General features: G+C 72.3%; 21 protein-coding genes. 14 read left to right on the top strand and 7 right to left on the bottom strand.

Annotated features, from left to right (window positions below; translation table 11 throughout):
* Positions 1-52 precede the first annotated feature (52 nt).
* From H0H10_RS21395 to H0H10_RS21365, 7 genes are all read left to right on the top strand, one after another.
* The gene (locus H0H10_RS21395; RefSeq protein ID WP_188182636.1) at positions 53-907 is read left to right on the top strand and encodes a hypothetical protein; all 855 of its coding nucleotides are present in this window, start codon (positions 53-55) and stop codon (positions 905-907) included.
* Positions 904-2,385, top strand: coding sequence for a CocE/NonD family hydrolase (locus H0H10_RS21390; RefSeq protein WP_188182635.1), 1,482 nt, complete (start codon positions 904-906; stop codon positions 2,383-2,385). The genes H0H10_RS21395 and H0H10_RS21390 overlap by 4 nt, the downstream gene beginning before the upstream one ends.
* The gene (locus tag H0H10_RS21385; protein ID WP_188182634.1) at positions 2,382-3,761 is read left to right on the top strand and encodes a YcaO-like family protein; all 1,380 of its coding nucleotides are present in this window, start codon (positions 2,382-2,384) and stop codon (positions 3,759-3,761) included. The genes H0H10_RS21390 and H0H10_RS21385 overlap by 4 nt, the downstream gene beginning before the upstream one ends.
* 10 nt (positions 3,762-3,771) lie before the next feature.
* Positions 3,772-4,920 (top strand): SagB/ThcOx family dehydrogenase, encoded by a 1,149-nt coding sequence (locus tag H0H10_RS21380; RefSeq protein WP_309141865.1) that lies wholly within the window; start codon positions 3,772-3,774, stop codon positions 4,918-4,920.
* On the top strand, positions 4,917-6,656 hold the full coding sequence (locus H0H10_RS21375) for an ABC transporter ATP-binding protein/permease (protein WP_188182633.1): 1,740 nt from the start codon (positions 4,917-4,919) through the stop codon (positions 6,654-6,656). Before H0H10_RS21380 ends, H0H10_RS21375 begins: the two co-directional genes overlap by 4 nt.
* Positions 6,653-8,449, top strand: coding sequence for an ABC transporter ATP-binding protein (locus H0H10_RS21370; protein WP_188182632.1), 1,797 nt, complete (start codon positions 6,653-6,655; stop codon positions 8,447-8,449). Before H0H10_RS21375 ends, H0H10_RS21370 begins: the two co-directional genes overlap by 4 nt.
* 87 nt (positions 8,450-8,536) lie before the next feature.
* Entirely contained in the window at positions 8,537-10,408 is a 1,872-nt protein-coding gene (locus H0H10_RS21365) for a glycoside hydrolase family 15 protein (RefSeq protein ID WP_188182631.1), read from the top strand.
* Here the strand turns inward: H0H10_RS21365 and H0H10_RS21360 are convergent.
* The gene (locus tag H0H10_RS21360; protein ID WP_188182630.1) at positions 10,405-10,821 is read right to left on the bottom strand and encodes an SsgA family sporulation/cell division regulator; all 417 of its coding nucleotides are present in this window, start codon (positions 10,819-10,821) and stop codon (positions 10,405-10,407) included. The genes H0H10_RS21365 and H0H10_RS21360 overlap by 4 nt on opposite strands.
* 980 nt (positions 10,822-11,801) lie before the next feature.
* Here H0H10_RS21360 and H0H10_RS21355 point away from each other — a divergent pair.
* From H0H10_RS21355 to H0H10_RS21330, 6 genes are all read left to right on the top strand, one after another.
* Positions 11,802-11,951, top strand: a complete 150-nt coding sequence (locus H0H10_RS21355; protein ID WP_188182629.1) for a hypothetical protein — start codon at positions 11,802-11,804, stop codon at positions 11,949-11,951.
* Entirely contained in the window at positions 11,944-12,696 is a 753-nt protein-coding gene (gene pqqC, locus H0H10_RS21350; RefSeq protein ID WP_309141864.1) for a pyrroloquinoline-quinone synthase PqqC, read from the top strand. The genes H0H10_RS21355 and pqqC overlap by 8 nt, the downstream gene beginning before the upstream one ends.
* The gene (pqqD, locus tag H0H10_RS21345) at positions 12,693-13,016 is read left to right on the top strand and encodes a pyrroloquinoline quinone biosynthesis peptide chaperone PqqD (RefSeq protein WP_309141863.1); all 324 of its coding nucleotides are present in this window, start codon (positions 12,693-12,695) and stop codon (positions 13,014-13,016) included. Before pqqC ends, pqqD begins: the two co-directional genes overlap by 4 nt.
* Positions 13,009-14,103, top strand: a complete 1,095-nt coding sequence (gene pqqE, locus H0H10_RS21340; RefSeq protein ID WP_188182628.1) for a pyrroloquinoline quinone biosynthesis protein PqqE — start codon at positions 13,009-13,011, stop codon at positions 14,101-14,103. Before pqqD ends, pqqE begins: the two co-directional genes overlap by 8 nt.
* Positions 14,100-14,999: a pyrroloquinoline quinone biosynthesis protein PqqB gene (gene pqqB / locus H0H10_RS21335; protein WP_188182627.1), complete on the top strand. Its 900-nt coding sequence runs from the start codon at positions 14,100-14,102 to the stop codon at positions 14,997-14,999. Before pqqE ends, pqqB begins: the two co-directional genes overlap by 4 nt.
* Before the next feature lie 106 nt (positions 15,000-15,105).
* Positions 15,106-16,557 (top strand): glucose/sorbosone family PQQ-dependent dehydrogenase, encoded by a 1,452-nt coding sequence (locus H0H10_RS21330; protein WP_188182626.1) that lies wholly within the window; start codon positions 15,106-15,108, stop codon positions 16,555-16,557.
* A gap of 17 nt (positions 16,558-16,574) precedes the next feature.
* Here the strand turns inward: H0H10_RS21330 and H0H10_RS21325 are convergent, their stop codons facing one another.
* The 4 genes from H0H10_RS21325 to H0H10_RS21310 form a co-directional block, all read right to left on the bottom strand.
* On the bottom strand, positions 16,575-17,207 hold the full coding sequence (locus H0H10_RS21325) for a CE1759 family FMN reductase (RefSeq protein ID WP_188182625.1): 633 nt from the start codon (positions 17,205-17,207) through the stop codon (positions 16,575-16,577).
* Complete coding sequence (locus H0H10_RS21320) at positions 17,204-18,331, bottom strand: LLM class flavin-dependent oxidoreductase (protein WP_188182945.1); 1,128 nt, start codon at positions 18,329-18,331, stop codon at positions 17,204-17,206. Before H0H10_RS21320 ends, H0H10_RS21325 begins: the two co-directional genes overlap by 4 nt.
* Positions 18,332-18,676: 345 nt before the next feature.
* Positions 18,677-19,129, bottom strand: a complete 453-nt coding sequence (locus H0H10_RS21315) for a VOC family protein (RefSeq protein ID WP_188182624.1) — start codon at positions 19,127-19,129, stop codon at positions 18,677-18,679.
* A gap of 243 nt (positions 19,130-19,372) precedes the next feature.
* Positions 19,373-19,879, bottom strand: coding sequence for a hypothetical protein (locus H0H10_RS21310; protein WP_188182623.1), 507 nt, complete (start codon positions 19,877-19,879; stop codon positions 19,373-19,375).
* 298 nt (positions 19,880-20,177) lie between these two features.
* On the opposite strand from H0H10_RS21310, the gene H0H10_RS21305 reads away from it, so the two are divergent.
* On the top strand, positions 20,178-20,627 hold the full coding sequence (locus tag H0H10_RS21305; RefSeq protein WP_188182622.1) for a MarR family winged helix-turn-helix transcriptional regulator: 450 nt from the start codon (positions 20,178-20,180) through the stop codon (positions 20,625-20,627).
* A gap of 81 nt (positions 20,628-20,708) precedes the next feature.
* On the opposite strand, the gene hxlB is transcribed toward H0H10_RS21305, so the two are convergent.
* Both hxlB and H0H10_RS21295 read right to left on the bottom strand, forming a co-directional pair.
* Complete coding sequence (hxlB, locus tag H0H10_RS21300; protein ID WP_188182621.1) at positions 20,709-21,278, bottom strand: 6-phospho-3-hexuloisomerase; 570 nt, start codon at positions 21,276-21,278, stop codon at positions 20,709-20,711.
* Between the two features lie 102 nt (positions 21,279-21,380).
* Positions 21,381-22,010, bottom strand: coding sequence for an orotidine 5'-phosphate decarboxylase / HUMPS family protein (locus tag H0H10_RS21295; RefSeq protein WP_188182620.1), 630 nt, complete (start codon positions 22,008-22,010; stop codon positions 21,381-21,383).
* Positions 22,011-22,068 lie beyond the last annotated feature (58 nt).

Genomic DNA, 22,068 nt, shown 5'->3' with positions numbered 1-22,068 from the left:
CCTTCCGGGCGGGCCCACGCCCATCCCAGGCACTGTCGTCAGGAGGATCGCCGTGTTCCGCAACCGGCTCGCACCCGGTGTCGAGGTCGTCGCCGTGCCCGGGCGGGGACTCGCCGTCCGCACCGCAGAAGGGGAGTTCCTCACCGTCAGGACACGAGACGCGGACGAGGACGCCCTGCTTTCCGCGCTCTCCGGCGCTGCCGTGGCCCCGGCGGACGAGGAACTGCACCGTCTCGTACGGGCCTTCGAGGACGCCGGCTACCTGGCGGACGGGCCGCAGCACCCGGAATGGCCCGCCGCCCGCCGGCACATCCGGCTGCTGGGCGACCCGGTACTGACCGAACCGCTCGCCGCACACCTGACCGCCCTCGGAGCCCGGCCGCGCACCACCGCGGTGCCGGCCGCCCCCGCCGCGTCACCGCACGACCTCGACGACCTGCTCCACGAAGACCCCGCAGCCGTCGTGTGGTGCATCGACGGACCCGTACCCGACGGGCTGTGGGACGACGCCGACCGGCTGCCCGAGCACGGCGTCGCCTGGCTGCGGTGCCACCGCGAGGGCTGGCAGGCGTACGTCGAGCCGGTCGCCGCCGCCCCCGGAGACGTCGTCTCGGCCCACATCCGCGCCCGCCGGCTCGCCGCCACCCCCGCACACCGCGAGCTGGCCGCCTACTGGAGCGGACCCCGTACGTCCGGGGCAACGCTCCGGCTCACCGTTCCCGCCGCGGGGCTGCTCGCGGCTCTGCTGGCCGACGATCTCAGCCGGTGGGCCACCGGCTCCCCCGACCCGGCCGGCCTCCCGGCACGGCGCCGGCTGCGCCGCGTCGACCTGCGCACCCTGACCGTCACCGAGCACCCCGTCCTGCCGGTGCCCGAGGTCGCCCCCATACCGAAGAAGGACGGATGACACCCTTCAGCGCGACTGTCGAAGGTCTCGCCACGGACGTCCGCCTCCCCGACGGCGACGGCCCCTTCCCCACCGTCCTCATCCGCACCCCCTACGACCGCCTCCGGCACCGGCCGGAGGCGCGCGGCTGGACCCGCCGCGGGTTCGCCGCCGTCGTCCAGGACGTACGGGGCCGGTTCGCGTCGCCGGGGGAGTGGCGCCCGTACGAGAACGAGGCGGCCGACGGAGCGGCGACGGCCCACTGGGTCCGCGGGCAGCCGTGGAGCGACGGACGGCTCGTCGCCGCCGGCGCCTCCTACGCCGCCCACTGCGCCCTCGTCCTCGCCCTCGAAGCCTCCGCCGAGGCCCGCCCGGACGCCGTCATCGCCGCCGTACCCGCCCTCGGCGCCGCCGAGACCGCGCGCGAACCCTCCGGCGTGGAACGGCTGCTGGCCCGCGCGGGCTGGTGGGCCGCCCACGGTGACCGGCGGGACTCCGACGACAGCGCACTGGACAAGGCCCTCGCCGCGGACCCCGCGCTGCTCACCCACCTGCCGGTCACCGCGCTGCCCGCACGGCTGGGCCGGAGCCTGCCCTCCTGGGCGGGACTGTGGTACCACCGCGAGCGCGGTCGCCTCGTGTCGCGGGCGGAGAGCGCCCGAACCCCCTTGCTCGCGGTGGGCGGTCACCACGACCACTTCGCCGAGGACACCGTCGGGCTGTGGCGCGCCTGGGGCGGCCCCTCGGCGCGGCTGCTGCTCGGCCCGTGGCGGCACGGCCTCGTCACCGCGCCCGGACCCGGCGCCGGCCCCGCCCACCGGGTGAACCTCGGAGAGCTGTACGTCCGCTGGGCCCGCCGCGCCCTCACCGGCGAGCTCGCCCCCGGGCACCACGGCGCGCTGGCGCTGGGCGGCGGCGACCTGTGGCTGCCCGCCGGCACCGAGGGCGAGCCGCGCACGCGACGGCCGAGGCTGCTGCACGGCTCCGCCTTCACCGCCGACCCCGGCCGTCCCGTCCGCTCCGACGACCTCACCGTCCCCACCGGCGGACCGCCGGACCGCTGCCTGCTGGTCACCCCGCCGCTCCCGCGCCCCCTCGACCTGGTCGGACCCGTGCGGGTACGGCTGCGGGCCACCGCCCACACGCCGTCCGCCGACTGGGCCGCCCGGCTCGTCGCGCTCACTTCGGAAGGGATCGCCGAACGACTCCTCGTCGGTGTCGTCCGGCGCGAGGAACCCGCGGGCCGGGAAGCGGAGTTCACGATCGAGCTCGGCCGGCTCGCGCGTCGGATCCGGGCGGGCACCCGGCTGCGCCTGGAGATCGCCGGGCACCACTTCCCGGCCCACGCCCGCAACCCCCACACCGGAAGCGACCCGGTGACGGCCCACCGGCTGCTCGCCTCCCGCCGGGAGGTCGACCCCGAGAGCGTGGCGCTCACCCTGCCCGTACTCCCGTCCCGTCCCACCCCCACCGAACCCGCCAAGGAGATCCTGCGATGACGGCGCTGCCGCTGGAAGCCCTCGTCGACCCGGTCTGCGGCATCGTCCGCAAGGTCAAGCCCGTCGAGCATCCCGCGGGCACCCCGCCCCGCTACACCGCGCTCACCGCCGAGGTGTCCGACGCCCGCAGGCTCGGGCTGTGGCCCGCCGACCGGGTGTCCCTCGGCACCACCTTCGGCGACCCCGAGGGCGCCCGCGTCGCCGCGATAGCCGAGGGGATGGAACGGTACTGCGGCAACCGCGTGCCGCCGCCCGGCCACCCCGACGCCCCGCTGCGCGCCACCGCCGCCGAACTGGCCGACAAGGGACTGCGGCTCTACGGCCCCGACGACACGCCCGCCTACGCGCCGTGGCAGTACGCCCGGAGGAACTTCCCCTACCGTCCCCTCACCGCCGACACCCCGGCCCTGTGGTCGCGCGGCACCGAGCACCTGCCCGACAGGCGGACCACCGAGGTCTGGGCGCCCGTCGCGCTCACCCACCTCAACTGGCGCCAGGGAGAGCTGCGGTCACTGCCCCGCACCCATCACCTCAACTACGCCGGCATCGCCACCGGGCAGGGCCTCGACGACGCCGTCGAACGCGGCCTGCTGGAGATCGTCGAACGCGACGCCCTGGAACTGTGGTGGCACCTCGACGGACCGGCCCGCGGCATCGACCCGGCCAGCGTGCCCGGGCTCAGCGACGACCTCGCCGGATGCGCGCTCGACGTCCACATCGCCGAAATGCCCTCGGAGTTCGCCCCCTGCATGGCCGCGCTCGTCCACGACCCGCGCCTCGGCCTGTACGCCGCCGGTTTCGCCTGCAAGTACGACCCGGCCGAGGCCGCCCGCAAGGCCGTCCTCGAAGCCGTCCACACCTGGGTCTTCACCCAGGGACTCACCGACCCCGACGGCTGGGTCTTCCAGGCCGTCGATGCCGGACTGCTGGCTCGCGGGCTCTACCTGGAGCACCGCGCGGACCGACGCTATCTCGACGCCTGCGGCGAGCAGTTCGAGCACGTACGGGACCTGGGCGCGCACGTCCAGGTGTGGCTGGACGAACGCATGGCGCCCGAGGCCCGGCGCTTCACCGACCCCGCCCACGGGACCGTGTCCATCGACGCGGTCGAGCCCGGGAGCCGGGAGCGGCTGGAGCGCGCGCTGCACGCGGGCGGCCACCGTGTCATGACCTTCGACCTCACCACCGAGGACGTGGCAGAGACCTCCCTGCGCGTCGCCCGGGTCCTCGTCTCCCGGCTCCTGCCCAACGCCCCCGCCGCCTTCGGCTACTTCGGCTGCCCGCGTCTCGCCTACGCCGCCGTCGAACGGGGCTGGCGGACGAGCGCTCCCAGCGGCCCGCGGGACTTCACGCTCGCTCCGCCACCCCACATGTGAGGGCCGCCCCGTGGAACACACCCGTGAGGACCTGGTGGACCTCGCCGCCGCCCTCGCCCGCGCCCGCTCCTCCCAGCGCCCCGGTCCCGACACACCCGCCGGGCCCGCCGTCCGGGCCTGGCCGGGACCATCCCGCCCGATCCCGGAGGCCGGCCCGGGGGACCTCGACCTGCGGGCCCTGCTGCGCCTGTCCCTGGCGGCCTCGGACGACTCCGGACGCCTGCGCCCCACGCCCTCCGCCGGAGCCCTGCACCCGGTGGACACCGAACTCGTCGTGGGCGCCGGCTGCTCCCTGCCGCCCGGCCGCTACGGCTACGACCCGCTGCGCCACCGCGTCCACCGGCTCGGCCGGGAACCGGACGGCACACCCCCGGGCGTGACCGCCGAACTCTCCGTCACCGTGCGCCGGACGGCCTCCCACTACGGCCACCGCGCCTGGCCGCTCCTGCTGCTGGACACCGGGCACGCCGCGGCATCGCTGCACCTCGCCGCCCGCGCATCGGGGGCGGGCAACCCCGACGTCCGGCTGGACGGACTCACCGCGAGCCCACTCGCCACCGTACGCATCCCCCCGCCCGGCCCGCAGGCCGCCGCTCACCGGCCCGACGGTGCACCGCACCCCCAGTCGCCGACGAGCGCGCCCACACCCGAGGAACTTCTGGCCCGCCGCAGCATCCCGCCGCCGCTGCCGGGCACCCCACCCCCGGACGTGCTGCGGGCGGTGCTCGCCGTCGCCGCACAGTCAGGCGGTGACGACCTGCGCTGGTGCGCCGCCGTCGGCGCACCACGGCCCGGCCTGGTCGGGCCGACCGCCGACGGCACGGCACTGCGACGACTCGCCACGGGGGAGGCCCGCCCGACGCTCGCCGGCTGGGCCGCGGGCCAGGCGTGGATCGCGGACGCGGGCGCCGTCCTGCTCGCCCACGGCTGCCCCGACGACTCCGGCGCGCCCCACATCCGCCGCGCCCACCTGCGGGCCGGCTTCGCCGTCCACCTGGCCCACGTCACCGCCCGCCGCCACGGACTGGCCGCCCGCCCCATCGGCTCCTGGCAGTGCGCGGACCTCGGTGCCGCGCTCGGCGCCACCCCGGGCCGGGACTGGGTCGTCCACGGACTGGCCCTCGGCACCCGCCACGCCGACGAGGAGAACACCACGTGATCGTCCACCCCGAACTGCGCCGCGCCGCCCGGCGGGCACGGCGCCGCCTGCTCACGGCCACCCTGCTGCAGGGCGCCGTCACCCTCACCCACCTGGCACAGGCCGCAGTCCTGGCCGTAGCGCTCGCCGACCTGGCCCACGGCGACACCGACCGGCTCCCGTGGCTGCTCGCCGCGGTGCTCGCGGTCGTCGCCGCCCGCGCCGGACTCGGCACGTGGCAGCGGCGCACCGCCACCCGCGCCGGGGCCGAGGTCAGGGTGGCGCTGCGGGACGAACTCCTCGCCCGCCTCGGACGACTGGGGCCCGCACACCTGACCACCGCGCGCGCCGGCGCCGTCCGCACCACCCTCGTCGACGGCGTCGAGGGCGTCGACGCGTATGTCTCCCGCTACCTGCCCCAGCTGCTGATCACCCTCACCGTGCCTCCCCTGGTGCTCGCCGCCCTGGCCGCGGTGGAACCGGTGGCCCTCCTCGGTCTCGTCCCCGCCCTGCTGCTCGCCCTGTGCGGCCCGCGCGCCTGGGACCGGCTCCTCGCCACCCGCGGAAAGGAGCACTGGGACACGTACGAAGGACTGGGCGCCGACTACCTGGAGGCCCTGCAGGGCATGCCCGCCCTGCGTGCCGCCGGCGCGGTCGGCCGCACCCGCGAACGCCTGGAGAGGCGCTCGGCGGCGCTGCACCGGGCGACCGTCGCCAAACTGCGCGTGTCCCTCGTCGACACCGGCATCACCGACCTCGCCATCCAGGGCGGCACCGCCGCCGCCGCGCTCCTCGCCTGCTGGTCGGCCGTCACCGGGTCCACCACGGCGACCGGCACGTACCTGGTGCTCCTGCTGGCCTCCGAGTGCTTCCGGCCCGTCCGTGACCTGGCCCGCGAGTGGCACGCCGGATACCTGGGGGTGTCGGCCGCGGACGGACTCGCCGCGCTGCGCACCACCGAGGCCGCCGTCCGCGACACCGGAACCACGCCCGCCCACTGGCCGGCACCACCCGAAGTCCGCTTCGAGAACGTCGCGTTCACCTACGACGGCGCACCGGCGCCGGCCCTCCACGGTGTCTCCTTCACCGCACAGGCCGGCCGCACCACCGCGATCGTCGGCCCGTCCGGCGCCGGCAAGTCCACGCTCCTCGCCCTGCTCCTGCGCGACCGCGACCCGCAGGAGGGCCGCATCACCATCGACGGGCGCTGCACCACCCGGTACGCGCTCGACTCGCTGCGCCGGGGCATCGCCGTCGTCTCGCAGGAGACGTACCTCTTCCACGCCACCATCGCCGACAACCTGCGCCTGGCCCGGCCGGACGCCACGGACGAGGAGCTGACGCGCGCGGCGCGGGTCGCCGGGATCCACGACGAGATCGCCGCCCTCCCCGACGGTTACGCCACCGTCCTCGGCGAACGCGGCGCCACCCTGTCCGGCGGGCAGCGCCAGCGCCTCGCCCTCGCCCGGGCCCTGATCGCCGACGCCCCGGTGCTCGTCCTCGACGAGGCCACCAGCTCGGTCGACGAACGCCGCGAGGCGGACATCGTCCGGGACCTGCTGAACGCCGCGACCGGCCGCACCGTCCTGGTGGTCGCCCACCGGCTCGCCGCCGTCCGGCACGCCGACCGCATCGTCGTCCTCGACGCGGGACGGGTGGACGCCGTCGGCGAGCACGCCGGCCTGGTCGAGGCCGGAGGCGTCTACGCCCGACTCGTCGAGGCCGGCCACGCCCACCCAGGAGGACTCGCCGCATGAACAGCGCCATCGCCACCGCCACGACCGACGCGGAGCCGCCCGCGCGGGGCTCACTGCGCGCCCTGCTCCCGGCCCTCGCCGGCCACCGCGCCATGACGGTCCGCACCTGCGCCGCCGCACTCCTCGAACAGGGCTCCCTCGTCGCGCTGCTCACCCTCGCCGCGCACACCGTGGGAACGGCGGTCATCGAAGGCCACGCCCCCTCGGCCGCCACCACCACCGCGCTCGTCGCCCTGGTCCTCGTACGCGCCCTGATGACCTGGCGCGAGATGGACCTCTCGCACGACCTCGCCTACCGGGTGCTGGCCGCACTGCGCGTCCGCGTCTTCGACGGACTCGCCCGCAGCGCGCCCGCCCGCGTCGCCGGCCGGCGCAGCGGAGACCTCGCCGCCACGGCCATGGCGGACGTGGAGGCCCTGGAGTTCTTCTACGCCCACACCACCGCCCAACTCCTCGCGGCGGGGACCGTCTTCACCGGCGGCACCGCGGTCCTCGCCACGGTGGAGCCCTGGCTGCTGACCGCCGTCCTGCCGGTCGCCGCGCTCCTCGCCGCGGCGCCGTTCGCCGATGCGCGAGGACGCGCGGCACGCGGCGGCCGGACCCGGAGCGCCGCCGCGAGGCTGTCGGCCGACACGGTCGAGACCGTCGACGGGCTGCGCGAGCTGATCGCCTTCGGAGCCCTGCCCGCACGGCGCCGGCGACTGGCCGAACGGGGGCGGCAGGTGGCCGACGCCCAGCGAGCCGAGGCCACCTGGGAGGCTGTCGCCGCCGCGGTCCGCGACCTCCTCATCGTGGCGGCGGTCCTCGGAGTGGTGTCCGCGGCGGCGCAGTCCCTGACAGCAGGGCGGCTGCACGGCCCGTGGGCTCCGGCGGCGATGACCCTGGCCCTGTCGATACTCGGTCCCGTGGCCGAGTCGGCCCGGTCCCTGAGCCAGGCCGTCGCGCTGCGCGCCGCCGCCGCCCGGGTCGACGCCGCCGTGAAGGCGCCCGCCCTCGCCCCACCGCCCTCCGCTCCCCGCTCCCTGCCCCCCGGCCCGCTGGGCCTCCGGCTGCACCGGGTGAGGTTCGACTACGGCGGCGCACCCGTGCTGGACGGCGTCGAGCTGACCGTCCGCGCGGGGCAGACCCTCGCACTGGTCGGTGCCTCGGGGGCCGGCAAGTCGACCTGCGCCCATCTGCTGGCCCGGTTCTGGGACCCGTCCGAGGGAGCGGTCCAGCTGATCCCCGCCGACGGCGACCCCGTCGACGTGCGCGAGGTGAGCGATGCCGACCTCAGGCGCGCCGTGGCACTGGTCGGCCAGGAGGCACCCCTCTTCCACGGCACGCTCGCCGAGAACCTGCGGCTCGCCGCACCCGAGGCGGACGACGGCCTGCTCACCGAGACGGCACGCCTGTGCGGCGTCGACCGGATCGCCCCGATGGACACCCTGGTCGGCGAGCGCGGCGCCACGCTTTCCGGAGGGCAGAGGGCCCGCATCGCCCTCGCCCGCGCGCTTGTGGCCCGGCCGAGGGTCCTCGTGCTGGACGAGTCCACCGCCCACCTGGACAACGCGGGCGACGCCCAACTGGCCGGCGCACTGCGCGAGGAGGGCCGCACCACGATCGTCATCGCCCACCGCCGCGCCACCATCCGCCGGGCCGACCGCATCGCCGTCCTCGAGGCCGGCCGCATCATCGAGGAGGGCACCTGGGAGGACCTCACCGGCCGCCCCGACAGCGCGCTCAACCGCATCCTCGCCGTCGACTCCTCCACGGGCGCCGCCGAGGCAGGCCCACGGGCCGCCGACGGCTGATCCCCGCATCAGTTCACGCGAAGGAACCGTTAGCCTGAAGAGTGGGGCGGTGGCTCAGGGAGGTCTGAAGTGACCAGTGAGGCCGAAATGACCGCTGAAGCGTTGAGTGCGGTCGGCGGATCCCGCGGCACCGGCGCTGCCCGGCCCCGTTACATGCCGGTCGCGGAACACGGACTGATCGGCGATCTGCGCAGCGCGGCACTGGTGGACACCAGGGGCACCATCGACTGGTACTGCTGCCCGCGCTTCGACGCACCCAGCGTGTTCGCCTCGATCCTGGACGCCGACCGCGGCGGGTCCTTCGAGCTCGGCCCGGACGCGTCGACGCACACGAAGCAGTTCTACTTCCCCGACACCAATGTGCTGATCACCCGCTTCTTCGCGGACGACGGGGTCGGCGAGGTCCAGGACTTCATGCCGGTCGTCGACGACTCACGTGAGGCCGACCGGCACCGGCTGATCCGCCGCGTGGTGTGCGTACGAGGATCGCTGCCGTTCCGTGCCCGGGTGGCCCCGCGCTTCGAGTACGGGGCGCAGCCGCACACCGTGCACGCCGAGCACGGACAGGCGCTCTTCGAATCGCCCTCGCTGACTCTCGCGCTGACCTCCAGTGTGCCGATCGAGGTGACCGGCCCGGACGTGTGGTCGCTGTTCAAGCTGCGCGAGGGCGAGTCCGCCGTGTTCGCCCTCGACCGGGTCGGCGGCGACGTGTCACCCCGCTTCTGCCCGCTGTCCGAGGCGGAGCATCAGTTCAACGCCACCGTCGGGTACTGGCGCCGGTGGCTGTCCCAGTCCCGTTACCGAGGCCGGTGGCGGGAGACGGTGCACCGCTCCGCCCTCACCCTCAAGCTGCTCACCTACGCCCCGACCGGCGCCATCATCGCCGCGCCGACCACCAGCCTGCCCGAACAGATCGGCGGCGAGCGCAACTGGGACTACCGCTACGTGTGGATCCGCGACGCCGCGTTCTGCGTGTACGCGCTGCTCAGACTCGGATTCACCCACGAGGCGGAAGCCTTCATGGGCTTCCTCTCCGAGCATGTCCACCTCCAGGCGGACGAGGCGACCGTGGGGCTTGGCCCCACCGGCCCGTTGCAGATCATGTACGGCATCGACGGGCGCCGTGAGCTGCACGAACGCGTACTGTCCCACCTCGGGGGACATCAGGGCTCGGCCCCCGTGCGCATCGGGAACGACGCCGTCGATCAGTTGCAGCTGGACATCTACGGGGCGCTCGTCGATGCGATCTATCTCTACGACAAGTGGGGACAGCCCGTCTCCAGCGCCCACTGGGACAACGTCTGCGCGCTGGTCGACTGGTTGTGCGACCACTGGGACCAGCCCGACGAGGGCATCTGGGAGACCCGCGGCGGACGCAAGAACTTCCTCTACTCGCGCCTGATGTGCTGGGTGGCGATCGAGCGGGCCATGCGGCTGGCCCAGCACCGCGGGCTGCCGGCCGACACACTGCGCTGGGGGCGGGCCCGGGACACGATCTACCGCAGGATCATGCGCCAGGGCTGGTCCGCCGAACGGCACGCCTTCGTCCAGCACGAGGACGGCCACGTGCTCGACGCGTCCTTGCTGATGATGCCGCTGTCGAAGTTCATCTCGCCGACCGACCCGAAGTGGCTCGCCACGTTGGACGCCCTCGGCGAGGACCTGGTGTCCGACTCGCTGGTCTACCGCTACGACCCGCAGGCCAGCCCCGACGGGCTGCGGGGCGAGGAGGGTACGTTCTCGATCTGCTCGTTCTGGTACGTCGAGGCACTGACCCGCGCCGGCCGCCTGGACGAGGCCCGCCTCGCGTTCGAGAAAATGCTCACGTATGCCAACCACCTCGGCCTCTACGCCGAGGAGATCGGCCACACCGGCGAACAGCGCGGGAACTTCCCCCAGGCCTTCACCCACCTGGCCCTCATCAGCGCGGCCTTCAACCTCGACCGCATGCTCGGTTAGGGCGCGCCGTGCAGCAGCCGTGACAGCTCTGCGTCGCAGTTCATCTGATCGCCCTCGTGGCCGGCGGGCACCAGGAGGTACGTGCGCCTGAGCCACTCGGCCAGTGCCGGCAGCGGAGTTCTCAGACGGGCGTATCCGTGCGGCGATGACAGTGCCAGGTGCAGCACGGCGCCGGGGCCGCTCCCGCTCGGCCAGAGGCGGATGTCGCCTTCGCCGCTCGGTTCGTGCATGCCCTGCGACAGCAGCTCACGTGAGAACACCCACGGGACGGGACCGCCGGGCTCGGTGTGAAAGGTGACGTGCACGGCGAACGGGTCCCGCCGTCGGTAGGACAGGAGGGCAGGCAGTGCGACCGGTTCTTCCGGTGCCGACAGGAGCTCCATGTGCAGCATCTGATCTATGCACTCGGTCATGGCTCGTCTCTCTGATTGGGCTCAGTGGGCCGGAACAACTGGGTGAACCGTCCTGGACCGCGGGACTGCCTGCCGAGTGCCGGGGCGTCGCCACGTCATGCGTCGTGCGCGTGGCGGCTGCCGGTGGCGGGGCGGCACTCCGCTTCGTGATCGCGCTGTCCTCTGGAACGATCGGGAGTGCCGCCCCGGCTCTTGGCTGCGGAGGGTGTTCCGCAGGGACCCATGCCGGCCGGCCGCGTCGAACGGGTCGTACTCGTGCTTGCGGGCTGAGGAAGGAAGGGCCCGATCAGCGGGAAAGGCCCTGATCACGGAGCCACTGGATCTGGTCGACGACCCACATGCGGCGGAGGTCGTCGATGTCCGTCCAGTGACGGGTTCGGTGGGAGTCGTGCGATCCGTGAGCACGTCGGCTGTCGTCACCATGGCCCCGGTGATGAGCGTGGCCGTCACCGGCGTGATCGTGGAGATGTTCGTTGCCGGTGCGAAGGCGGTCCCCGCTGCGGCTGTCCGCGACTCGGCTCAGGGCGGATTGTTCGCTGCCCGGAAGCTCGGTCGCCGAAGCGGTACCGCCTGCGGCGAGGAGTGCTGCCGCGGCGACGGTCACGGAAGCGGCTGCTGCGGCAGTCCGACGCGCGATCCTCGATGTCATGGTTCTTCCTCCTTGTTCACGCCGCGGCCTGTGGGCCGATCATGGCGCTTTACCCGTTCTTGTTCGGGCGTTGGTGACATTACTCCCGTGTTGGTTGAACAGTAAACTAAGCCGGGTGTGAGCTCCGCCATGCGCCACCCTCGTCGGCCCGGCAGGGCCCGCCCGCTGCCCGACATGCAGCGCCGATGTGTCGGGCATAGCCTGCTCAGTACGGCGTGCCGAACCGGGACCGGCCTCCTCGACACCCTGCCGGCCTGCCTGCGGGCAAGGTCGCCGACGCCTCGGTCTCCGGCCCGGCGCGCGACCCCTCCGCCGAGGCAGGAGAGTGCCCATGCGTTCCACCATGAAGGCTCGCGTCCGTGTGCAGAGCCCCGTGCGCCGCCAGAGCCCGGCTCGTCCCGCGGCAAGGACATGGATCCGCCCCGAGTACCAGGTGTTCGACACACCCATGGAGGTGACCGCCTACGCCGGTCGTGCCTGACGGTGACGGATCCCGCGCCGACGGTCGGATCCGGCGGCCCTGGAGCGAAGTCGAGTTCGCCGGCGCGCTGCGTGCGCTGGAGTCCCGCTACTGGGACCGGCACCCGTTCCATCAGCGGCTGCACGACGGATTGCTCAGTGACGACGAGCTCCGTTTGTGGGCAGCCAATCGCTGGTACTACCAGCGGTGCCTGCCGCAGAAGGACGCGGCGATCATCGCCAGCTGCCCCCTGCCCGAGGTGCGGCGGCAGTGGCTGGCGAGAATCGTCTACCACGATGGCGTCGACGCCCACTCCGGTGGTGCCGAGAAATGGCTGCGGCTGGCCGAGGCGGTCGGTCTCGAACGGGACGAGGTGCTCTCGGAACGACTGGTTCTGCCGGGGGTGAGGTTCGCCGTCGACGCCTACGTCGGCTTCGCCCTGCGCCGCCCCTGGCTGGAGGCGGTGGCCTCGGGTCTGACGGAGCTGTTCTCGCCCGGGCTGCTCACCCACCGGCTGCACCGGATGCGGGAGCACTATCCGTGGGTCGCCGAGGACGGTCTCGCCTACTTCACCGCGCGCATCGAGGTCGTGGCAGCGGAGGGACAGGCACTGCTCGACCTGGTCGTGAGAAGCGCCCGGACGCGTGCCGAGCAGGAGGCGTGCGTGAGTGCCCTCGCGTTCAAGTGCGATGTGCTGTGGGCGGTGCTCGACACCGTGGACTACTACTGCGGCGGCACCGGCCCGAGGGGAGTGGCACGGCAGTGACCGGACCGCTGGACACCGGATCGCCCCGGCTGAGGCCGGGCGTCAGGCTGACCCACGACCATGTCCGGGACACGGACATGGTGCTGCTCCCCGAGGGCGTCCTGGTGCTGAACGAGACGGCGGCCGCCGTGCTCGGGCTGTGCGACGGCAGGCGGACCGTCGCACAGATCACCGACGTTCTGCGCGAGCGGTACGACGGGGTGCGTGCCGAGGACGTCACCGAGCTGCTGGCCGATCTCGCCGAGCGGCGAGTGGTGAGCCTCGGTGACCGGCAGGGTGCCGGCCTCGATGACCCCGCGGGGGTGCGCCCCGATGACTGAAGCACCGTTGGGCCTGCTGGCCGAGCTGACCCACCGCTGTCCTCTGCACTGCCCCTACTGTTCCAATCCGCTGGAACTGGCAGGCCGCTCGGCGGAGATGACCACGGATCAGTGGCGGGACGCGCTGAGCCAGGCCCATGAACTGGGGGTCGTGCAGATGCACTTCTCCGGCGGAGAGCCGCTGGCCCGGCGCGATCTGCCCGAGCTCGTCGCCCACGCCCGCGGCCTCGGCGCGTATGTCAACCTGGTGACCAGCGGAGTCGGGCTCACCGGCGACCGGGCGCGGGCACTCGCGGACTGCGGAGTCGACCACGTGCAGTTGTCCTTGCAGGACGCCGATCCCGCACGCGCCGACCGGATCGCCGGCGCCCGGGTGCACACCGCGAAGCGCCGAGCCGCGCAGGCGGTACTCGCCGCGGGACTGCCGCTCACCGTGAACGTGGTCCTTCACCGGGCGAACATCGAGCACACCGGCGAGATCATCGAGCTGGCCACGGCCCTGGGCGCCGACCGGATCGAGCTGGCCAACACCCAGTACTACGGGTGGGCGCTGCGCAACCGCGGTGCCCTGCTGCCGACACCACGCCAGCTGGCGGTGGCCCAGCAGGCCGTGGAACAGGCCCGCACCCGATACACGGGCCGTGGGCCGGAACTGGTGTACGTCGTGGCCGACCACTACGCCGACCGGCCCAAGCCCTGCATGCACGGCTGGGGCAGCCGGCAACTGACCGTCACCCCCACGGGTGACGTCCTGCCCTGCCCCGCCGCCGGCGTGATCACGACGCTGCCCGTGGAGAACGTGCTGCGCCGGCCGCTGGCCCGGATCTGGTACGACTCCCGCGCCTTCAACGCATTCCGCGGCACCGGCTGGATGGCCGACCCGTGCCGCACCTGCCCGCAGCGGCACACCGACTTCGGCGGCTGCCGCTGCCAGGCGTTCCAGCTCACGGGGGACGCGACGGCAACCGATCCCGTCTGCACGCTGTCGCCGCACCGGAGACTGGTGGACGCCCTCCTCACGGAAGATGCCGCTCCGGACGACACATCGCAGCCGGCCTTCGTCATGCGCACTCAGACGGCCTCATGAGAGTCATCCTGCTCGGCACGGCCGCGGGTGGTGGCCTGCCTCAGTGGAACTGCGCCTGCGCCCAGTGCGCGGCCGCCCGCACCGGCCGGCTGCCCTGCCGTACCCAGGACTGCGTCGCCGTCACCGGGGACGACAGGAACTGGTGGCTCCTCAACGCCTCTCCCGATCTGCGGACGCAACTGCTGGCCTCTCCCCGCCTCGCCGCCGGCCCGGGCCCACGCGACACACCGGTGCGCGGTGTCCTGCTCACCGACGCCGAGGCCGATCACGTCCTCGGCCTGGCCCTCCTGCGCGGCCACGCCGGGCTGACCGTCCACGCCAGTCCGCCCGTCATGGGGGCCCTGACCGACGCCCTGCCCCTGCGGGGCATGAGCGACCGGTACGCCCGGTGGGAGTGGCGGGAGGGTCCGGGCGCCCACGTCACCGCCTTGACCGGCGGTCTCAGGGTGACCGGTCACCCGGTCGGCACGAAGCCGCCGAGATACGTCGGTTCGGCGTCGTCCGACAATCGCTGGGTGACGGCGTACCGGATCGAGGACACCGCTTCGGGGAGCACGCTCGTGTACGCTCCCTGTCTCGCCGTCTGGACACCCACGCTGGACCGCCTGCTCTCAGGAGCCGACTGCGCCCTGGTGGACGGCACCTTCTACACGGCCGACGAGATGGGCTCGGGACTCGGCGAGCAGCCGGGCCGCGAGCAGTCGGCCATGGGGCACCTGCCGGTCAACGGGGCGGACGGCTCCCTGCGCCGCCTCGCGGGCCATCCGGCCGTCCGTCGCATCTACACCCACCTCAACAACACCAACCCCCTGGCCGACCCCTCTTCCCGGGCCCGCGCACATGTCTGTGCCCACGGCGTCGAGGTGCTCCCGGACGGTGCGGAGTTCACGCTCTGAGCGATGGCGCCGTCACTCGCACTCCCGTCACCCGACTGGCGGATACGTACAGCGACCCGGTCACCGCATTGGGTCAATGTGGTTGAGGGGGCCGAAGGGAGCAATCATGCGGCGCATACGCACAGCGCTGGTCGCTGTACCGGCAGCTCTGGTTCTGGGCATCACACAGAGTGCGGTCTTCCAGGCGGGCGCCGGTGGCCCCGCCGGCGGCGACACCGAGAGGGACACCGCTTCCCTCAACGGATTCACCAAGCAGGTGGTCGCCACCGGCCTGGGCAATCCGTACGAGATCGTCTGGGGGCCCGACGGATTCCTGTGGGCCACGGAGAAGAGCGGCAGGAAGGTCACCCGCGTCGATCCGCGGACGGGTGCGAAGAGCACCGTCCTCGACCTGACGCAGAAAGCCGTGCACACCATGGGCGGTCAGGACGGTGTGCTGGGCCTGGCCCTCCATCCGGACCTGCTCAAGAACAAGGGACGCGACTACGTGTACGTCTCGTACACGTACGACTCGAACACCTCGGACGCCGAGGTCGACCAGCGGCTGAGGATCGACCGCTACACCTACGACAGCAAGAGCGGAACGCTGGGCCGGCCGAAGAATCTGATCAGCGGACTGGCATCGGGTACCGACCACCAGAGCGCACGGCTGCGCTACGGCCCCGACGGCAAGCTGTACTACACGATCGGCGACCAGGGCGCCAACCAGCTCCAGCACTTCTGCGAGCCGAACCGGGCCCAGTGGCTGCCCACCGAGGAGCAGATCGAGGCCAAGGACTGGATCGCCTACCGCGGCAAGACGCTGCGGCTGAACCCGGAGGACGGCTCGATCCCCGCGGACAACCCCGTGCTCAACGGCGTACGCAGTCATGTCTGGGCCTACGGGTTCCGTAACGCCCAGGGCCTGGACTTCGGAGCGGACGGCACCCTGTACAACGGCGACCAGGGGCCCAAGACCGACGACGAGATCAACGTCCTGACGAAGGGAGCCAACTACGGCTGGCCCTACGTGGCGGGGTACCGGGACGACAAGGCCTACGCGTTCCGTCCATGGTCCGCGTCCGCACCGACTCCGTGCGCCGACCTCACGTTCAGCGACCTGGAGGTGCCCGAGTCGGTGCTCCGGCAGAAGGAGACCGACTGGCAGGGCCGGTTCACCGAGCCGATCCGCACCTTCGGCACGGTCGACACCGGCTACGACTTCGCCGACCCCAAGTGCGGCGAACTGGTCTACATCTGCTGGCCGTCACTGGCCAACTCCAGCATCACGTACTACCCCGACACCGGTGGCATCGCAGGGCTGCGCAACTCGCTGCTCATGACCACCCTCAAGGACGGCACCGTCTACCGGCTGAAGCTCAGCGACGACGGCCAGAAGATCACCGAGGCCACCCCGCTGTGGAAGGCGCAGAACCGCTACCGCGACATCGCGCTGAGCCCGGACGGCAAGTCCGTCTACGTCGCCACCGACTCCGAAGGCAACGTGCGCGACCGGAACGGCGCTCCCACGACAGAACTGGAGAACCCCGGCAGCATCCTCGTCTTCCGCCTGCAGTGACCGTTCCCATGGATGTCCTACCGGCGTGATTCGCCGTCCGAGCCGCCGAGGAGCTGCTCCATGGAGGTCAGTTCCTCGGTGAAGGCGTCACGCCGCTGGTGGGACCCGCATCCTTGGACCAGACGTGCGTAGTCGGCTGCCGCCGCGGTGATGCGCCGGCCCAAGGCCGAGCCCTCCTGGGCGGGGGCGCCGAAGTCCTCGGTGGCGGCGTAGACGCCTCGGGGCGAGACGATCGCGTGCAGGTAGGAGAACATCGGCCTCAGCGCGTGTTCGAGTACGAGCGAGTGCCGCTCGGTTCCGCCGGTGGCGCCGATGAGCACGGGCATGTCGGACAGTGTTTCCTCCGGCAGCACGTCGAAGAACGACTTGAACAGTCCGCTGAAGGAGGCGTTGAAGGCCGGCGTCACGGCGATGACGCCGTCCGCCTCGGCCACCGTCTCGAACGCCTCCTCCAGCGCCGGGGCGGCGAAACCGGTGATCATCGCGTCGATGATCGGGTGGCCCAGTGGGCGCAGCTCCACGAACGACGACCCGGCCGCGATGTCCAGGGTGCCGAGTTCCTTGCGTACCGAGGCCTCGAGGCGTTCGGCGAGGAGACGTGTCGAGGACGGCTCGCGCAGTCCGCCGCTGATCACTGCCAGTTCGGTCATTGCTTCGTCAGTCCTTCGGTGGGCGTGGCATCCGGCGTTGCCGCCTCGCTCGCGGCACGTGCCCGCAGCAGCGACTGGTGGGTCGGAGCCGCCGGTACTCCGGCGGGCCTGCCGATGGCGAACTCCTTGCGCAGCACCGGGACCACCTCTTCGCCGAGGAGGTCCAGTTGCTCCAGCACCGTCTTGAGGGGAAGCCCGGCATGGTCGATGAGGAAGAGCTGGCGCTGGTAGTCGCCGACGTAGTCACGGAAGCCCAGCGTCTTCTCGATGACCTGTGCGGGCGACCCCACCGTCAGCGGTGTCATTGAGGTGAACTCCTCCAGCGACGGGCCGTGACCGTAGACCGGGGCGTTGTCGAAGTAGGGACGGAATTCGTCGACCGCGTCCTGGCTGTTGCGGCGCATGAAGACCTGTCCGCCCAGGCCGACGATGGCCTCAGTGGGGGTGCCGTGGCCGTAGTGCGCGAATCGCCGACGGTACAGCTCGACCATCTTCTGCGTGTGCGACGAGGGCCAGAAGATGTGGTTGGCGAAGAACCCGTCCCCGTAGTAGGCCGCCAGCTCCGCGACCTCGGGGGTGCGGATGGAGGCGTGCCACACGAAGGGGGGTACGCCGTCCAGCGGTCGGGGAGCGAGGGTGAAGCCCTGCAGCGGGCTGCGCAGTTTGCCCTCCCAGTCGACCACCTCCTCGCGCCACAGCCGGCGCAGCAGACCGTAGTGCTCGACGCTGAGGGGGAGGGCCTGGCGGATGTCCTGCCCGAACCACGGATACACCGGTCCTGTGTTCCCCCTCCCGAGCATCACGTCGGTCCGTCCGGCGGACAGGTGCTGCAGCACGCTGAAGTCTTCGGCGATCTTGACTGGATCGTTCGTCGTGATCAGTGTGGTCGAGGTCGACAGAATGATGCGCTCGGTCAACGCGGCGATGTGACCGAGGAGCGTCGTGGGCGAGGAGGGCACGAACGGCGGGTTGTGGTGCTCGCCGGTCGCGAAGACGTCCAGGCCGACCTCCTCCACCTTCCTGGCGATGGTGACCGTGTCCTGGATGCGTTCCGCCTCGGAGGGCGTACGCCCCGTGGTGGGGTCGCGGGTGACGTCACCGACGGTGAATATCCCCCACTGCATGTCGGTCATGTCGCTGCCTTTCCGTACTCGCGCCGTGGCACCCCGCAACCGGTACGCCCGCCTGTTCCGGCGAGCTGTCCGCGACGGTCCCCGCGGGCGCGGTCGATCGTCAGGGGGCGAGCGGACCCGACCGGCCGGGGCCCCGACCTCTTCGGAACCAGTCTCCGCGCGGGCTCGTCTCCGGCTCGGGCCCACGGCTCACCGCAGGCTGCCTCCGACTACCCGGCGTTCCGGATCCGAACCGCGTGGCCGGTACCGAGGCGGCAGAAAGACCTGAAGCAGGTGCAGTGCTCGGCGCCGCATGGCGGACGCCGGGGGAGGGGGAGGGCGGATCCGTCTGCCCGTTCACCCGGTGCCCGCGGGCGGGTCGGCGAGGATCCCTTCGAGCAGCCCCGTGGCCTGGCCGACCTCGATGAGGTAACCGTCGGGGTCGCGGATGTAGCAGCGCAGCTCGGCTTTGCGGTCGATGGGCGGGGTGAGGAACTCCGCCCCCTTGGCGCTCCAGTCCCGGTAGCAGGCGTCGATGTCGGCCACACGGATGTTGAGGAAGCTCGACGTGGTGGTCGGGTCATCGGGTGGCTGAAGCGTCACGTCGGGCTTGTCGGGGGTCGGGCCGCCGCCGGGGTTCATGATGATCCAGCCGTTGGCGAGCTTGATGATGCACGGGTTCTCTTCCAGGACCACGGTGCCGCCCAGCACGTCCCTGTAGAAGGCGCGTGCCCGGGGCACGTCGCGCACGGTCAGGAAGTGGGTGAGGAGCATCCCGGTGACCGGGGCAGGCAGTTCGTCTCGCTGCATCGCGGGGCCTCTTCCCTGGCGTCAGCTGCTTCGCCTTCGAGTACCACCCCACCCGTCGCTCCAGTCCCTGATTCCGCCGCCTACGTGATCCAGATGTTCCTCCGACGCCGGGTACGGGTCCGACAGGAAACCGACCTGGGCCCGCACGGCCACTTACCGTGGCCGTGCGGGCCCAGGTCTTCCGGCGCGGCCCACCCCCGTCCGAGGGTGCGACGCCTGCTGCCTGTCCTTACGCTGCGACGATCAGCGGAAGATGGCGGTGGAGAAGCCGTGCGACTCTGCGCGGACCACGATCCATGCGCCGTTCTTCAGCTGGTAGAAGCGGTGGCCGTCCCACTGGTAGCGGTAGCCGTCCTCGTCGCAGTACCACTTGCCGCCGTCACGCACCCAGGTGCGCTCACCATCCCAGCGGCTCTCCCGGTGGTCACGGCGGTCGTCGCGCCGGTCGCCCCGGTGGTCACCGTGGTCGTGCCGGTGGTCACGGCGGTCATCCCGGTAGTCGCGGCGGTCGTCCCGGTAGTCGCGGCGGTCGTCCCGGTAGTCGCGGCGGTCCCGGTAGTCGTCCCGGTGGTCGCGGCGGTCGTCGCCCTTGGAGTAGGAGACGAGCGACGCGCTGTGGGAAGCGGACTCCGACGTGCGGTAGCCGGACTCCGAGGCGGAGGCGGCGCCACCGGCCGCGAGCAGAGCGCCGGTCGCGATGGTCAGTGTGGCAGCCAGGGTGATGGCCCGCCGTCCGAGGGTGAGATTCATGGTCTTTCCTCCTTGCTGGGCCTGCAGCCCCATGGTTGGGGGGCTCCAGGACCTCCCCCCTGAGGGGCGAGGCATGGAAGACGCTACTCCTCATTTCGTTAAATGTTGGACATCTGTAGGGGTGATGTAGTTCATGTCGGTTGGGTGGTGATCACGGGGAATAGCACGGGCCTGGCCTGCGTACCCGCCGGCGTGGGTCCGTGCCGACCTGGGTCGGTGCGGGGTGCTGGCACGCCTCGGCGTCTGCCGCCAACTACGATTTCCGTAGTGGATGGACCGGTCGGCAAGGAGAACTGACGTGGGTGGTGGGGACGCCGGGGCGTGGCACCTCTTCCTCCGCGCCCACGATGCGCTGATCAAGCGGTTCGAGAACGAACTGAAGACCGCCTGCGGACTGACCATCTCCCAGTTCGACGCTCTCGCGCACCTGAGTCGCGCACCCCAGGGACAACTCCGCATGGCAGAACTCGCCGCTGCGATGCTCTACAGCAGCGGCGCTGCGACCAAGGTCCTCGACAAGCTCACGGCGGCCGGGCTGGTCGAACGGACACGCGATCACCACGACCGGCGCGTCGTGGTCGTCAAGCTGACCTCCCGGGGCAGGGAGGTCTTCACCCGAGCCAGTCGACTGCACGGAAGAAGCATCGAGCGTGACTTCACCGCCTTCCTGAGTGAGGAAGAACGCCCCCACGTAGTCGATTTCCTCGAACGCCTCACCAGCCACTTGAACGCGGCACAAGACGGCTGAGGCCGAGGGCCGTACCCTCGCCGGTCCCCGACGTGTTCGAGGCTCTTGGTCCGACGAGCGTCGGACCAGGGCCTCCCGCTGTCACTCCGTGTTGGCGTGAGCCTTCCGTGCCGTGTCGTTGTCCACCGACAGCAGTCCGGCCAGCCGCAGCGCCACGACGTCGAGGGCGATGTGGGTCGCCTGGTCGAAGAGACTGGACAGGGGCTGGACGCTGGCGGCCTCGCCGGGACGCCGGTACTTCGTCGCCGCCGGGACCACCAGGGTGGTGGCGGCCAGCTCCCCGAGTGGGGAGCCGGGTGCGGTGGTGACGGCGTGCACGCGGGCGCCCGCCGCGAGCGCCTGCTCGGCGACGCGGACCGTGCCCGCCGTGGTGCCGGAGCCGGAGACCGCCACCACGGTGGCGCCGGCGCCGACCGCGGGGGTCGTGGTCTCCCCGACGACGTGCACGGGCAGGCCGAGGTGCATCAGCCGCATGGCGAAGGCCCTGGCCATGAACCCCGAACGTCCTTCCCCGGTCACGAAGATGCGCTCGGCGTCGAGGAGCACCTTCGCCAGGGACTCCAGGGCGTCGTCGTCGAGGGCTGCGAGGACCCTCTCGATCTCGGTGAGGATCTGCGTCTTCAGGACGTAGGTGGTGGCGTGGTCGGTCATGGTGGTGTGTCTTCCGTTCTTGTGTGGTGCTGGGTGGTGCGTGTGCTGTTGTCGTACGCGTGCTCGGTCGTACGCGTGCTGGCGTCGAACGCGGCGGGTACGTCAGTCGCGGCCCGCCGCCCGCGCCAGGTGCCGGGCTGCGGCGGCGGGGTCGTCGGCGCCGGTCACGGCCGAGCCGACGATCACCCGCAGGTCGCCCGCACCGGCGAGGCCGGGCAGGTCCTCGGCGGTCAGCCCTCCGGCTACCGCGAGCCGTCGGCCCGCGCTCCACGTGCCGAGCAGAGCGGCGGGGTCGGTGCCACCGTGCTGGGCGTCCTTGCCGATGTGCGCGGCGAGGACCACGGACGCGGGCAGCCGCGCCGCCAGTTCCGCACGCCGTGGCCCGGTGGTCTCCAACAGGTCGACCACGGCCTCCTTACCGTGCTCGGCGGCGCATTGCACCGCCTTGTCCAGGGTCGCGTCGGCGGCGACGCCCAGGACGGTCGCCGAGGAGGCGCCCGCCTCGTAGGCGAGGCCGAACTCGAAGACCGTGTCGTCGGCGGTCTTGAGGTCGGCGAGGACGGGCACGCCGGGAGCTGCGGCCACGACCTGCCGTACGGACTCCATGCCGAACTGCTTGATCAGGGAGGTGCCGACCTCGATCCAGTCGGTGTGCGGCGCGACGGCCGAGGCGATCCGCACCGCGTGCTCGAGCGGGACGCGGTCGAGGGCGATCTGCAGTTGCAGTGCCATGTGAGAGTGCTCCTTACAAGAGGCTTGCCGGTGGTCAGGGCAAGAGGTGTGGCGGGGG

The organism is Streptomyces griseicoloratus, assembly GCF_014534645.1.
Classification (GTDB): domain Bacteria; phylum Actinomycetota; class Actinomycetes; order Streptomycetales; family Streptomycetaceae; genus Streptomyces; species Streptomyces griseicoloratus.
This window is presented reverse-complemented; position numbering and strand designations above follow the sequence as displayed.

What these genes read in the sequence shown, in the direction of transcription:
- pqqE (WP_188182628.1), top strand. Translation starts at nt 13,009, where the DNA reads ATGACTGAAGCACCGTTGGGCCTGCTGGCCGAGCTGACCCACCGCTGT.
- H0H10_RS21385 (WP_188182634.1), top strand. Translation starts at nt 2,382, where the DNA reads ATGACGGCGCTGCCGCTGGAAGCCCTCGTCGACCCGGTCTGCGGCATC.
- H0H10_RS21315 (WP_188182624.1), bottom strand. Translation starts at nt 19,129, where the DNA reads ATGCAGCGAGACGAACTGCCTGCCCCGGTCACCGGGATGCTCCTCACC.
- H0H10_RS21355 (WP_188182629.1), top strand. Translation starts at nt 11,802, where the DNA reads ATGCGTTCCACCATGAAGGCTCGCGTCCGTGTGCAGAGCCCCGTGCGC.
- H0H10_RS21310 (WP_188182623.1), bottom strand. Translation starts at nt 19,879, where the DNA reads ATGAATCTCACCCTCGGACGGCGGGCCATCACCCTGGCTGCCACACTG.
- H0H10_RS21330 (WP_188182626.1), top strand. Translation starts at nt 15,106, where the DNA reads ATGCGGCGCATACGCACAGCGCTGGTCGCTGTACCGGCAGCTCTGGTT.
- H0H10_RS21295 (WP_188182620.1), bottom strand. Translation starts at nt 22,010, where the DNA reads ATGGCACTGCAACTGCAGATCGCCCTCGACCGCGTCCCGCTCGAGCAC.
- H0H10_RS21320 (WP_188182945.1), bottom strand. Translation starts at nt 18,331, where the DNA reads ATGCAGTGGGGGATATTCACCGTCGGTGACGTCACCCGCGACCCCACC.
- hxlB (WP_188182621.1), bottom strand. Translation starts at nt 21,278, where the DNA reads ATGACCGACCACGCCACCACCTACGTCCTGAAGACGCAGATCCTCACC.
- H0H10_RS21365 (WP_188182631.1), top strand. Translation starts at nt 8,537, where the DNA reads ATGACCGCTGAAGCGTTGAGTGCGGTCGGCGGATCCCGCGGCACCGGC.
- H0H10_RS21360 (WP_188182630.1), bottom strand. Translation starts at nt 10,821, where the DNA reads ATGACCGAGTGCATAGATCAGATGCTGCACATGGAGCTCCTGTCGGCA.
- pqqB (WP_188182627.1), top strand. Translation starts at nt 14,100, where the DNA reads ATGAGAGTCATCCTGCTCGGCACGGCCGCGGGTGGTGGCCTGCCTCAG.
- H0H10_RS21370 (WP_188182632.1), top strand. Translation starts at nt 6,653, where the DNA reads ATGAACAGCGCCATCGCCACCGCCACGACCGACGCGGAGCCGCCCGCG.
- H0H10_RS21325 (WP_188182625.1), bottom strand. Translation starts at nt 17,207, where the DNA reads ATGACCGAACTGGCAGTGATCAGCGGCGGACTGCGCGAGCCGTCCTCG.
- H0H10_RS21390 (WP_188182635.1), top strand. Translation starts at nt 904, where the DNA reads ATGACACCCTTCAGCGCGACTGTCGAAGGTCTCGCCACGGACGTCCGC.